Origin of the sequence: Algoriphagus sp. (assembly GCF_013373065.1) — a bacterium.
Lineage (GTDB): Bacteria > Bacteroidota > Bacteroidia > Cytophagales > Cyclobacteriaceae > Algoriphagus.
Genome location: NZ_JABXIN010000003.1, coordinates 137021 through 150909, shown reverse-complemented (window position 1 = coordinate 150909; position 13889 = coordinate 137021). Strand labels below are relative to the sequence as shown.

13 protein-coding genes are annotated in these 13889 nt (G+C 41.9%); 11 read left to right on the top strand and 2 right to left on the bottom strand.

Annotated elements, in window-relative coordinates; translation table 11 throughout:
- The first annotated feature begins 4 nt into the window (after positions 1-4).
- The 11 genes from HWE15_RS03060 to HWE15_RS03010 all read left to right on the top strand — a co-directional run bounded on the left by HWE15_RS03060 (position 5) and on the right by HWE15_RS03010 (position 11747).
- On the top strand, positions 5-1078 hold the full coding sequence (locus tag HWE15_RS03060) for a Gfo/Idh/MocA family oxidoreductase (protein ID WP_290506024.1): 1074 nt from the start codon (positions 5-7) through the stop codon (positions 1076-1078).
- A gap of 24 nt (positions 1079-1102) precedes the next feature.
- Complete coding sequence (locus HWE15_RS03055; protein WP_290506023.1) at positions 1103-1861, top strand: SDR family NAD(P)-dependent oxidoreductase; 759 nt, start codon at positions 1103-1105, stop codon at positions 1859-1861.
- Positions 1862-1898: 37 nt separating this feature from the next.
- Complete coding sequence (locus HWE15_RS03050) at positions 1899-2762, top strand: fumarylacetoacetate hydrolase family protein (RefSeq protein ID WP_290506022.1); 864 nt, start codon at positions 1899-1901, stop codon at positions 2760-2762.
- Positions 2759-3586, top strand: coding sequence for an amidohydrolase (locus HWE15_RS03045; RefSeq protein WP_290506021.1), 828 nt, complete (start codon positions 2759-2761; stop codon positions 3584-3586). The genes HWE15_RS03050 and HWE15_RS03045 overlap by 4 nt, the downstream gene beginning before the upstream one ends.
- 11 nt (positions 3587-3597) lie before the next feature.
- Positions 3598-4365, top strand: coding sequence for an SDR family oxidoreductase (locus tag HWE15_RS03040; protein ID WP_290506020.1), 768 nt, complete (start codon positions 3598-3600; stop codon positions 4363-4365).
- Entirely contained in the window at positions 4362-5675 is a 1314-nt protein-coding gene (gene fucP / locus HWE15_RS03035) for an L-fucose:H+ symporter permease (protein ID WP_290506019.1), read from the top strand. The genes HWE15_RS03040 and fucP overlap by 4 nt, the downstream gene beginning before the upstream one ends.
- Positions 5676-5679: 4 nt before the next feature.
- Complete coding sequence (locus tag HWE15_RS03030; protein WP_290506018.1) at positions 5680-6021, top strand: L-rhamnose mutarotase; 342 nt, start codon at positions 5680-5682, stop codon at positions 6019-6021.
- Positions 6022-6031: 10 nt separating this feature from the next.
- Complete coding sequence (locus HWE15_RS03025; protein ID WP_290506017.1) at positions 6032-6946, top strand: alpha/beta hydrolase; 915 nt, start codon at positions 6032-6034, stop codon at positions 6944-6946.
- Positions 6946-7638 (top strand): HAD family hydrolase, encoded by a 693-nt coding sequence (locus HWE15_RS03020; RefSeq protein ID WP_290506016.1) that lies wholly within the window; start codon positions 6946-6948, stop codon positions 7636-7638. The genes HWE15_RS03025 and HWE15_RS03020 overlap by 1 nt, the downstream gene beginning before the upstream one ends.
- Before the next feature lie 133 nt (positions 7639-7771).
- Entirely contained in the window at positions 7772-10207 is a 2436-nt protein-coding gene (locus HWE15_RS03015; protein WP_290506015.1) for a hypothetical protein, read from the top strand.
- A 4-nt stretch (positions 10208-10211) separates the two neighbouring features.
- Positions 10212-11747 carry a sulfatase gene (locus HWE15_RS03010; protein WP_290506014.1) on the top strand — a complete coding sequence of 512 codons (1536 nt, stop codon included), beginning with the start codon at positions 10212-10214 and terminating at the stop codon, positions 11745-11747.
- Here the strand turns inward: HWE15_RS03010 and HWE15_RS03005 are convergent.
- Positions 11744-13165 (bottom strand): TlpA family protein disulfide reductase, encoded by a 1422-nt coding sequence (locus HWE15_RS03005; protein ID WP_290506013.1) that lies wholly within the window; start codon positions 13163-13165, stop codon positions 11744-11746. The genes HWE15_RS03010 and HWE15_RS03005 overlap by 4 nt on opposite strands.
- Before the next feature lie 87 nt (positions 13166-13252).
- Positions 13253-13882 carry a hypothetical protein gene (locus HWE15_RS03000; protein WP_290506012.1) on the bottom strand — a complete coding sequence of 210 codons (630 nt, stop codon included), beginning with the start codon at positions 13880-13882 and terminating at the stop codon, positions 13253-13255.
- Positions 13883-13889: the final 7 nt, after the last annotated feature.

Here is a 13889-nt window from a genome sequence, read left to right as displayed (position 1 = left end):
AGCCATGAATAAACCCATCCGAATACTTGTAGTCGGCTGCGGAAATATGGGAGCCTCCCATGCCACAGCCTATCACAATATGCCTGAATTTGAAATCTGCGGATTAGTTTCCCGAGGGGAAAGCAAATCTCGCCTAAATAAGAAACTGGGGGCTGACTATGCACTTTTTGATGACCTTGATTCTGGGCTAGATCAAACCAAACCAGATGCAGTATGTATTTCCACCTACCCGGATACGCATGAGGAATTTGCATTAAAGGCATTGGATCATGGTTGTCATATCTTCATTGAAAAACCACTGGCTGACACGATAGAGGGGAGTCAACGAATCATTGACAAGGCTAATGAAACTGGAAAAAAGGTAGTGGTGGGATATATTCTACGGCATCATCCTTCTTGGATACGCTTTATTGAAGAAGCTCAAAAACTGGGAAAACCTCTTGTAATGCGAATGAACCTCAATCAGCAGAGTCATGGATTCATGTGGGATGTACACCGTAATTTGATGAAAAGCCTGAGCCCTATTGTAGATTGCGGGGTTCACTACATTGATGTAATGTGCCAAATGACTCGCTCCAAACCGATGACCGTTTCCGCTATCGGAGCGAGACTTACTGATGATATCGCTGCTGACAATTATAATTATGGGCAGCTACAAATCCGCTTCGAAGACGGCTCTGTGGGTTGGTATGAGGCTGGCTGGGGCCCAATGATCTCAGAAACTGCTTTTTTCATTAAAGATGTCTTTGGACCAAAAGGTGCTGTATCCATTGTAGCCAAGGATGCCGGTAGTAGTGGTAAATCAGATGATGTGGACTCCCATACAAAAACAGAATCTATTCGAGTGCATCATGCGGATATAGATGAGAAAAATCATTTTACTAAAAAGGATGAATGGATCAATATGAAAGATGAACCCGGACATCAAGAGCTATGTGACCGGGAGCAGGCCTATTTTCTCCAAGCGATCAAGAATGATTTGGACTTGACAGATCACCTAGAGGATGCGCTGAACAGTTTGAAAATCGCCTTTGCATGCGATGAATCCGTGAAGACCGGCAAACTGGTTTTTGTTTAACCCTTCACCTTTTAGTATTAAATTATGAAAAATAAATCCATTCTAATTACCGGTGGAGCAAGTGGTATTGGCCTAGCCATGGTACGGAAATTCGCAAGGGAAGGAAGCCAGGTTTACTTTATTGACTCCAATATTCCTGCTGGAGAACAGGTCATGCATGAGGAGCAGGAAAAAGGCCATAATGTAAACTTTTGGCAAGCTGATGTGACAGATTTTGAATCGGTTAACCATCATGTCCAACGACATCCCGGAAAATTCCATGTACTCATCAATAATGCAGGAATCTCCCATATCGGAAAGGTTGAAAACACTTCAGAAGAAGACTTTGACAGGCTTTTCCAAGTCAATGTGAAAGGAATGTTTATTTGTACTAAGGCCGTTCTTCCCAAATTAATTCAGGATGGTGGTGGTTCCATTCTAAATATGTGTTCGGTAGCAGCCACCATGGGCCTCCCTGATCGATTTGCTTACAGCATGACCAAAGGCGCTGCACTTTCTATGACTTTTAGTATTGCCAGAGATTATGTCGACAAAGGAATTCGATGCAACTGCCTATCTCCCGGAAGGGTTCACACACCGTTTGTGGATGATTTTTTGGCAAAAAATTACCCTGGACAAGAGAAGGATATGTTTGAAAAACTGGCCGCCACGCAACCGATAGGACGTATGGCATCTCCGGAAGAAATCGCCGAACTAGCCTATTTTATAAGTTCTGATGCCAGTGGATTTATCACAGGAGCCAATTATAATATTGATGGAGGTTTCCTTCACTTAAAAATGTAAATTCAACTCAAACCCAATAATCTCACAGCTATTTGTCATGAAACTATTTCGCTTTGGCCCAAAAGGACAGGAAAAACCTGGAATACAAACTCTAGATGGAAGAAACTTAGATTGTTCATCCTTTGGGGAAGATTGGAACGAATCATTTTTTGCGAATGAAGGCCTCTATCGTTTGAAACATTGGTTGGTTGATCATCAGGATTCCTTAGCTGAAGTTCCTAAAAATGCACGGATAGGATCCCCAATTGCCAGACCATCGAAAATTATTTGTATTGGTCTCAATTATCGAAAACATGCAGAAGAAGCGGGGATGCAAGTGCCTGAAGTTCCCATCATTTTCATGAAAGCCACCTCTTCTTTGTGCGGTCCATATGATCCTATTTTCATCCCAAAAAATTCCAAGCAAACGGATTGGGAAGTAGAATTAGCCGTGGTCATCGGAAAACGTGCCAAATATGTATCTGTTGAAGATGCAATGGATTATGTAGCTGGATATACTGTTCACAATGATGTCAGTGAACGGGATTTTCAACTTCGACATGGTGGACAATGGGTAAAAGGAAAAAGTGCAGATAATTTTGCTCCAATTGGTCCTTATTTGGTAACCACAGATGAAATTGAAGACCCCCACAATCTAAGGCTTTGGCTAAAGCTCAATGGAAAAATACTCCAAGACAGCCATACATCCGACTTGATTTTTGACATTCCTACAGTCATCTCACATATCAGTCAATACATGACGCTCCTTCCTGGAGACGTAATTTCTACAGGAACCCCTTCTGGAGTAGGTATGGGACTCAAACCTGAACCTCGCTACTTAGAACATGGAGACGTGGTGGAATTGGGAATTGAAGGATTGGGATCCTCCAGACAGGTGGCAATGAATGATCCTGAGGCATGAGAATTGACGCCCATCAGCACTTTTGGAAATATGATCCAAAACGTCACGATTGGATAGATGAGCGTATGAAATCCATCCGTCGGGATTTTTTGCCCGGGGATTTAAAACCTATTTTGGAAGAATCCAAGATGGATGGGTGCGTTGCTGTACAGGCAGAAGAAAGCCTTAGAGAAACAGAATTTCTACTGGATTTGGCAGAAGAAAATGATTGGATCAAAGCGGTAGTCGGATGGGCCGATTTGGGTTCTCCAGATTTAAGCAAAACCCTGGAGGATTTCAGTCAATCGCGCAAGCTCAAGGGCTTTCGGGAAATATTACAAGACAAAGATCCAAGATACATGCTGCGAGAGGATTTTATCCAAGGACTAAAACTCTTGCATTCCTACGGTTTTACCTATGATATTTTGGTATTCCCAACCCATTTGAAGGCCGTATTGAAAGTAGTCAAACAATGTGAGGGGCATGCTTTTGTTATCGACCATTTGGCAAAACCTTACATCAAGAATGGGGAATGGAAAGAGTGGAAAAAAGCAATGCTACCTATCGCAGAGCGGGATTACGTTTTCGCTAAAGTTTCTGGAATGGTCACTGAAGCAGATTGGAAAAATTGGAATCGGGAACAACTTCTACCCTTTTTGGAAATTGCGCTTGAACTATTCGGCCCTGATCGTTTGATGTTCGGAAGTGACTGGCCTGTTTGCTTGCTGGCAGGATCCTATGAACAAATTTCGGGGCTAGTAGAAGAGTTTACGGATACACTTTCAGCTCATGAGAAAAGCCAAATCATGGGATTAACCTCTTCAAAATTCTACGGAATCACCTAATTCAAAATCCTATGAATCTAAAGCTACAAGAGCAGGTAATTATAATCTCTGGCGGAGCAAAAGGAATCGGAGCAGCCATTTCCAATATGCTTATCGAAGAAGGGGCGATTCCAGTGATAGTCGACCTCTCTCCTGAAGGAGGTCAATTTGTTGAGCTTTCGAAAGGAAAAGCGCTTCATATTCAGCAGCGATTGACAGCGGAAATTCATGCCAAGCAAGCTATTGACATTGCCATTGAAAAGTTTGGAAAGATTTATGGAGTGGTCAATAATGCAGGAGCAAATGACGGGATAGGGCTGGAAAATGGGACGCCAGCGGAGTTCGCAAACTCAGTTTCTAAAAACCTGCTTCATTACTACAATTTGGCACATTTTGCACTCCCCTATCTGAAAACGACAAAAGGGAGTATTGTCAATATTTCCTCAAAAACAGCCATTACAGGACAAGGAGGCACTTCGGGCTATGTCGCTGCAAAAGGTGCCCAATTAGCACTAACTCGTGAATGGGCTGCCGAGCTCCTACCCTATAAAATTCGTGTCAATGCTGTGGTTCCAGCCGAAGTAATGACCCCTTTGTATAAAAATTGGTTGGAAAGTTTTCCTAATCCTGAGACTAAACTGAAAGAAATCACAGATCGAATCCCTTTGGGAAAACGAATGACCCAACCCGAAGAAATTGCAGCAATGGTAGTTTTTCTACTGTCTGAAAAAGCCTCCCACATCACCGGACAACATCTATTTGTAGACGGTGGCTATACCCATCTTGACCGTGCCCTATGAAACCCAAAGCCCCACTTGTTCCCAAGCAGCTACTTATTCCCTTTATTTTAATTACTTCTCTCTTTGCACTTTGGGGTTTTGCTAATGACATTACCAATCCGATGGTGGCTGCCTTCAAGCGGGTTTTGGAGCTGAATAATGTGCAGGCCTCCTGGGTACAGTTGGCATTTTATGGTGGTTACTTTACGATGGCATTGCCAGCAGCATTTTTCATCAAAAAATATTCATACAAAACAGGTGTCTTGTTAGGATTGGGACTCTATGCATTCGGAGCTTTACTTTTTTATCCAGCGGCATCTTGGGAGAGTTATGGCTTTTTCTTGGCATCCTTATACATCCTCACCTTTGGTTTGGCATTTTTGGAAACCACCGCGAATCCCTACATCCTCTCCATGGGACCGGAGGAAACAGCGACACAGCGACTGAATTTAGCCCAAGCATTTAATCCTATGGGGGCTTTAGCAGGTCTTTTTGTTGCAAAACAATTTATTCTCAACGCTTTGCAATCAAATGCCACCGATGAAAATGGGATCATTCTCTATGAAACTTTGGAAGAATCAGCCAAAGCAGTCATTCGGACAAATGATTTGATGGTTATTCGGAACCCATATGTAATGTTAGGATTGGTCGTACTCGGAATTCTCGTATTGATTGCCTTGGTAAAAATGCCTGAAACCAAAGACAGCTCCGGGAAAATTGATTTTTGGCCAACCATGGGTAGGCTTTTCTCCAACCGGAATTTTGTGGAGGGGACACTCGCCCAGATGTTTTATGTAGGTGCCCAAATCATGGTCTGGACATACATCTATCAATATGCGGAAGCTCTGGGAATTGATAATGCCTCCGCCGTGAATTATGGCTATTCAGCCCTGATTGTTTTCCTTCTGGGAAGATGGGTTTGTACTTTCCTACTCCGCTTTATTTCTGGTCCAAAACTATTGGCAGCTTTCTCCATTTTGGCAATAAGTTTCACTTTTGGGGCTATTTCTCTTCCGGGTTTGACAGGACTTTATAGCTTGGTAGGAATAAGTTTTGCCATGTCATTGATGTTCCCAACTATTTACGGCATTGCACTGGAAGGGCTTGGGGAAGACTCAAAATTTGCAGCTGCTTTCTTGGTGATGGCTATTGTCGGAGGAGCGATCATGCCCACCTTGCAAGGAATGATTCTAGACTGGGGAGGAGCCGGATATACCGATATCGAAATTTTAGGCGTTTCCGAAGTCCGATTCTCCTTTATACTTCCTCTTCTGTGTTTCGTAATGGTACTTCTTTTTGCAGTTCGAGTAAGAAAAGTAAACCCGATTTAAACACATGAAGACCTTTGTATTAATCTGTGATTTAAAAAATGAGCCGGAAGCCATTAAAGCCTATGTAGCTTGTCATCAAGCAGTTTCTCCTGAGATCCTGAAAAGTATCCGGGTGGCAGGAATTCTTGAAATGGAAATTTACCGCTGGCAAAACCGCCTCGTAATGATCATGAAAACAGAAGAAGAATTCAGCTTTGAAAAAAAAGCCCGTTTGGATAACGCCAACCCAAAAGTTCAGGAATGGGAGGCTTTCGTCGGACAATATCAAACTAATCTCCCGGGTACTCCACCCAACTGGCGTTGGGCCTTAACGGAACAGATCTTTGATTTTAAATTCAATAAATAGCAATTTGATTATGAAACGTAATTTTATCCTATTCACTCTATTTTTGATAGTTCAAACAGGCTTTTCCCAAAACTTTTTAATCCCATTATGGGAAGGAACTCCACCCTTGCAAGAAGAAATGGAACTTCAAGAGGAAGCTGTTCAAGAGGGTATTCTTCGCATTTCCAATATTCAAAATCCAAGCATCGAAGTGTATCTTCCTACGAAACAAATTGCCACAGGAGAGGCAGTTTTGATTTTTCCAGGAGGAGGTTATGGCATCTTGGCCTATGATTGGGAAGGGACTGATTTTGCCAAATGGCTTAATTCCCAAGGAATCGCAGGGATCGTAGTAAAATACAGGCTTCCTATTTCTAAATCCTTGACCGATCCCAAAGAGGTACCTTTGCTTGATGCACAACGGGCTATTCGCTTGGTTCGTCATCATGCAAATGAGTGGAGCATTGATCCCGAAAAAGTTGGCATCATGGGTTTTTCCGCTGGCGGGCATCTTGCCTCGACACTAAGCACCCAATATGAACACGCTGTTGACCGGGAAATGGATTCCATAGATCAATTATCAGCAAGACCGGATTTCTCTATCTTGGTCTACCCAGTCATCACCTTCAATGATCGATTTACCCATGGAGGTTCGAAAAAAAATCTTCTTGGGGAAAACCCATCTCCTGAATTAGTTACCCGGTTTTCCAATGAATTAAATGTGAATGAACATACTCCACCCACATTTTTGGTTCATGCGCAAGATGACACTGCAGTTCCTTTAGAAAACAGTACCCTCTACTATCAAGCCCTTCACGCACATGGAGTAAAAGCATCCTTACATATCTACCCTAAAGGAGGCCATGGTTTTGCTTTTGGAATGAATCGTGGAGCGGTAGAAAATTGGAGAAATGTGCTTTTTGACTGGATCAAAAACTTAGACTAATGGCTATTCAGGTAATTGCCTTTGACGCAGATGACACCCTTTGGGTTAACGAACCTTTCTTTCGGGAGGCAGAAGAGAAATTTTGCTCCTTACTGGAAGATTTTATGCCCGTTCATTCCATTCTCAAGGAATTATACCACACGGAAATCAGTAATCTTACGCTTTATGGCTACGGAATTAAAGGCTTCATGCTCTCCATGATTGAAACCGCCATGCGCATATCCAATCAGCAGATGCCCATATCACTTGTTGAAAAAGTCATTCAAATAGGACAGGAAATGCTTGAAAAGCCAGTGGATTTACTTCCTGGAGTGGAAGAAGTGCTACAAAACCTAAATGGAGATTACCGCATGGTCTTAGCCACGAAAGGGGATTTGGTGGATCAAGAGCGAAAACTTCGGAAATCAGGTTTGGAAAAATACTTCCACCATATTGAAATCATGAGTGAGAAGCGAGTGGAGGATTTTGAAAAACTTATCCGTCATTTAGATGTAGATCCACAGCATTTTGTGATGCTCGGCAATAGTCTTAAATCAGACATTTTACCTGTTTTGGAATTGGGCGGGCATGCTATTCATATTCCTTTCCATACCACATGGATCCATGAGCAGGTTCATCATGAGGTCAAACATGAACGATTCGCTTCCGTGGAAAATATCCAGCTTGCCGCAGCATTGATTCGAAAAATGTGATTGAATCAGTTTCGCCCAAATTGATTTTTAAGAGATTATCCTAAAAATTCTCTAATTTTTAAAAGCCTTTGGATTCTATTCTCTCCTTAAAAAGGATCAGAATTGAACCAAGTTATCCATAAACCCAGCAACTATGCCTTTTAAACTCCGCCTTGCCGTTTTGATGTCTTTAATCTTTCTGAGTGCTTGTCGTGATCAAGAATCAAACATTCAACTTCGCTCGGAAAACTTAGTAATTAAAATCGGTTCAAAGGGTGAATTAAGGGGTCTAACAAATCCTCAAACCCAAAAAGACTATCTTCCTTCAGGCCAAAAATCAAGCTTGATCCAATTGAAAACAGAGCAAGGCATTATTCAACCTCAAGCAGTACGTTGGAATAATGACCGATTGGTTTTTGATTTTCAAAATGATACCCAAATCACAATCCAAGTAGAGCAAAAAACCTCCCACATCACCTTTGAAGTAGTAGAAGCCAACGGTTCTGATCAAATCGAATGGCTTGCTTGGGGGCCTATTCCTACAAGTATTGATCAGATCATCGGCGAAACTATTGGTGTGGTACGGGATCAGGTGTTTGCAATTGGAATCCAATCCTTAAATCCCAAAACGCTTGGAGGTTATCCTTGGCGGGATAATGACACCACGCCAGAGATAGATATTTTTGAGCAGGAAGACTATTCAGATTTAGATGAAAAAGGAAAAAGGATGGTCCTCTACCGAGTAGAAGCGGCCAAACCGGAGGACTTTGGAAGTACGCTACAGGCCTATGTCCGTAACCGGAACTCTGAAAGAATTGTCGAAAACCTGAATCATGAGCATTTCCTATCGCCCACTTTTGAAGACAGTGGAATAATAGGCTCCAAAATAGCTCTATTTGGGAGTCCAAGCGAAAATACTTTAGAAACCATCGGCATCATTGAAGTGGAAGAATCCCTTCCTCACCCGATAATTGATGGGGAATGGGGTAAAACATCAAAAAGTGCATCTTCAGCTTATTTGATTTATAATTTCTCAGAAAAAACGATCGATAAAGCGATCTCTTTGGTCCAGAAAGCTGGGCTAAATTATTTATATCATGATGGGCCATTTAAAAATTGGGGCCATTTTGAGCTAGACCCCACCAGTTTTCCTAATGGATGGGAAAGTTTGAAAGCCTGTATCGATAAAGCAGAAAAAGAAGGAATCCATGTCGGAGTTCATACCCTATCGAATTTTATTACCACCAATGATCCCTACGTCACACCTGTTCCGGATGATCGATTGGGTGTCGTCGGTTATTCCGAATTAGCAGCATCTATTGATTCCGAACAAACAGAAATCCCAATCGAATCGTCGGACTTTTTTAATCAATACCAAAACAACCACCTGAAAACCGTTAAAATCGGAAAAGAGCTCATTCGCTATGGTTCGGTATCTGAATCATCTCCTTGGAAATTATTGGATTGTGAACGGGGAGCTTGGGGAACAGAGAAAGCTTCTCACATGAAAAGAGATCAGGTCAGCAAGCTGGCCGACCATGCCTACAAAGTTTTTCTCACCAATCCAGAACTCAGCATTGAAATGGCTAAAAAACTTGCGGATTTATATAATTCCTCGGGACTTCGGCAGATTTCTTTTGATGGATTGGAAGGAAACCGCTCGACAGGGATGGGAAACTATGGAGAAATCCTTTTCACCACGACTTGGTGGAATAATCTTTCGGAAGAAGTCAAATCTCATATGGTTATCGATGCTAGCCGAACCACTCATTACTTTTGGCATATTTATTCCCGGATGAATTGGGGGGAACCTTGGTACGCAGGCTTCCGGGAGAGTCAAACAGAATATCGCCTAAAAAATCAAGCTTATTTCCAGCGAAATCTAATGCCGGGAATGTTGGGTTGGTTTAGCATGCGTCCCAATACTACGGTCGAAGATGTAGAATGGATGTTGGCAAGATCTGCTGCCTTCGATGCAGGCTACGCCTTTGTGGTTCGAGAGGAAGCCCTTCAAGCCAATGGCCAAGCAGATCAAATTTTTCAGCTCATTGGAGATTGGGAAAAGCTACGAATGGCAGAAGCATTTAGCGAAGCACAAAAAGAACGGATGAAAGACATTCAAAATGAGTTTCATCTGGAATCAATTGGAGAAAATAGCTGGAACTTATCTCAGATACATACATCTAGATTCAATCATCAATCCAAAATACGGCAACCTGGAGAACCGCTTTTCACCTCCCATCAATTTACAAACCCTGTCGGCGAGACTGTCCTTCACTTTATTTTGAATGCTGATGACGCTCAGGTTTCGGATATCGTTTTGGAATTAAATAACAGCAAAACTTTCACCCTTCCTGTTTCACTCCAAAAGGGAGAATCTCTTCGGTATGAAGGGGGCGAGTTTGGGACAGTTTTGGATCAAAATTTAAATATCAAAAGAACGGTTAAAATTGATCCCCGCACTTTTAAACTTAATCCAGGAAACCAGACGATTAGTATTGACTGTGCTTTTCAAAATGGTGGAGAAAATGCCCAAATCAAAGTCGAACTTCGAATTCCTGATGAACCAGAAACCATTACCTTAAACTAGTCACATGGAAATTAATCTATTCTCAAAAAGTCGGTTTCTTTTAGTATACACCCTTTCTCTAATTTTTTGGGGATGTAATTCCACAAAAGAGCCTCAACCCAATATCATTTTTTTCTTGGTCGATGACATGGGATGGCAAGACACCGCTGTTCCATTTTGGTCTGAAAAAACCCATTTTAATGAGCTTTACCAAACTCCCAATATGGAACGCATGGCAGCTAATGGAATGCTTTTTACCCAAGCCTATGCCTATGCGGTTTGTTCCCCAAGCAGAACGAGTCTCATGACTGGAATGAATGCTGCCCGCCACCGGGTTACCAACTGGACTTTACGATTCAACACTTCGACAGACAGTAAAGACTCTATTCTTCAAATGCCAAACTGGAATGTCAACGGGCTCCAGCCTGTCGACTCTATTGAGAACTCGATTTATGCTACCACCCTACCGCAAATCCTTCGAAATCATGGATACTTTACCATCCATGCTGGTAAAGCCCATTGGGGATCAGAAGGAACACCTGGGGCAAATCCTTTGAACCTGGGCTTTGACATCAATATAGCTGGTCACCAAGCGGGAGCTCCTGCCTCCTATCAGGGAGAAAACAATTTTAGCAATCCAAATGGGGATGGAACCTGGGATGTACCGGGTTTAGAAAAATATCATGGCAAATCCATCAATCTCACCGATGCACTTACTTTGGAAGCCATCGACGCGATGGATCAGGCATTGGCTTTTAACAAACCATTTTACCTCTACTTGGCTCATTATACAGTTCATGTTCCTTTGGAGCCCCATCATCCGTATTATCAAAAATATAAAGACCAAGGCCTAGATGAACGGGAAGCTCGCTACGCCTCCATGGTTGAAGGAATGGATCATAGTTTGGGAGAATTGATGGATTATTTGGAAGAAAAAGAGATTGCTGAGAACACCATCATTTTATTTATGTCTGACAATGGAGGACTCAGTGCTCATGCACGCGGCGGTGAGCCACACACTCACAATTGGCCCCTATCGAGTGGAAAAGGCTCTGCTTACGAAGGAGGAATCCGGGTTCCAATGATGGTCAGTTGGCCAGGTGAGGTTCAAAAAGGATCCAAATCAACTGCTCCCCTGATAATCGAAGATTTCTTTCCGAGTATTCTTGAAATGGCAGGCATACAAGGTTACCAAACCATTCAAAAAATCGATGGGGAATCATTTGTACCCGCTTTAAAAAATGGAAACCAAACTCCAGAAACAGACCGAAGTTTTGTCTGGCACTATCCCAATAAATGGGGAGGAACAGGCCCTGGAATAGGTTCGACGAGCACCATCCGAAAAGGAGACTGGAAATTGATCTATTGGTACATAGACCAAAAAATAGAATTGTATAACCTAAGAGAAGATATCCAAGAGCAACATAACCTTGCTGATAAAAACCCGGAACTTGCACAGAAATTAGCGAAGGAACTGGGAGACTACCTGCGAAGTATAAATGCTCAACGTCCAAACTTCCTTGAAACAGGGAAACCAGCTCCTTGGCCAGATGAAATTTAGTTGGCTTGAGCCATTGAACTATTTTCGATCAAACGCTGCATGACTTCATCCAATTGGTTGGCACTTAAGCGCTTCAAGAGAATCTTTTTATCCTGGTCCAGGAGATAAATTGTCGGTGTAGATTTGACATCATAAATATTTTGGACTCTAGCTCTTCCATCCGGATCTACCGTATGCAGCCAATCCTTAATTTCATTTTCCTGCGCATAATCCCAACAGCCTCCTACCTCGTCTCCAGTCTTCGTACAAACTGCCATGATTTGAACGCCTTGATCTTTATATTTTTCAAAAAAGCTCTTCATAATTGGAGTTGAGGATTTGCATGCTCCACAATCATACCTCCAAAAATAAAGCACGGTATACCGGGAAATTACTTCATGCAAGGACAGGAATGACCCGTCTTGTTTTTGAAGCCTAATATCAGGAGCAGTTTTTCCAATCAATAAAGGTTCAAGGGTTTTCGCATTGGATACAATTTTTTCCAATTGCTCCGAATCTGTCCAATCAGCCAATCCTTTTGCATAATAATTCAAGGCTAAATGAACATAGACCGCATCCATCCCAATAATTTTTGACTTTGCGTATGTATTCAGAAAATGAATCAAGTAGAATTTGAAAGTTTCATCAGCGGGTTTGGCCTCATTTAAAATCCAATCTACAGACTCAATAATTGAATCAGGTTGCTGATACGTAAGCCGCTGGATGTAATCATCGATCCTAGAAAAAAGAAATGGTGTCCGTAGCATCCTAGGATCCGAAATATTCAAATTGTCAAAATAATGGGCTTTGGTGTATCGATATTGACTCATTTGAACTTCTTCGGGACTTCCTCCAAACTCAGGATACTCCAGAGGCATATTGGCTTTGATGATTGCTACCGTAAAACTTTCGGGATAATTTTGAATCAACTCATCCTGATAGGTTCGAACCGTAGCATTGAGTTGATCGAGTTGGGTTTGAATATTTTTTTGGGTTGCTTCATCTTGGCTTTGAGAAAGTTCTTCCTGAAGCTTGGCTGCTTGAGGTCGCTTTTCCTCTAGGAAGCGAAGGTATTGGTAGAACAGCTCATTATCCGGGGCATACTGAAAGGACATATCGCCCACATTTTTTTCAACAGAGGTGGAAACTGAATAGTTTTGCTCATTGTCATCAACAATCACTTGAAAAAAATTATTGTTGGGCTCCATGACAATCAAATATATTCCAGGCTCCAAATGCTCTTCTCCTTGAAAAACAAACCGACCATTTGCATTTCGCTGGACAGTATCTTTCACATATTGCTTGTCACCATAATAATAAGCTAGGTAAAGATTCTGTTGATCATAGTTTTTAATCTCTACTTCAATTCGATGCCCTTGCTGAGCATAAGATTGAAAAGCTAGAAATAAGGAAAACGTGGTCAGAAGGAGATTTCTCATAGTATTTATGGCTGGAAACACAAGATAAAAAGATTAAACAAGCTTCCACAAGCTATCGAATTTGTATGAAAAGGATTCATCCTGATCTCACTTATTCGCCAATTTCTTTAAAGCTACCTGAATTTGGGAAAGGGGGTATTCCCCTAAAATACCCCTAAAAGAACCGGATGGATGCAGGACTACAAAACTCCCACAGGGATAGGGGAATTTGAAAAATTGCTTCTCAAAAATACGATCCGGGTCAGCTTGCCAAGGAAGCATTCCTTCGTATTTCTCTAACCCACTTGGGTTGGAATAAAGGTAGATAGGTTGAGTAGCCCCATATTTTTCAGCCCATTTCAACAAGCTTTTATGTTCCTTTTGAAAAGTAGCGGCATTATTTCCAAGCCCTGTTGAATTGCACTCATCTTTTCCTGGATAAAAAATCACCAGTAGTATTTTTCCTTCCTGGAACGCCTCGGTGTTTCCGGTTTTTTCATAAAAAGGAAAGGGATCATCCACCATGCCTACCGGCATTCGATGCACCAGCATTTTTCCTCCCATCCCATCAGGAATCCCAAAGTAAGCCCTCTCTAAAATTTGCTGTTCAAAAAATTCACGACTGATCTCTCGCCCGAGTTCATCCTTATATCCAGTTTGTGCTACCAGAGTGCCAGTCCAGAAAAATAAAATAATTAACCCTGTTATTTTCATTCTAAAGGAAGGTAGAAAACTCATACCTATC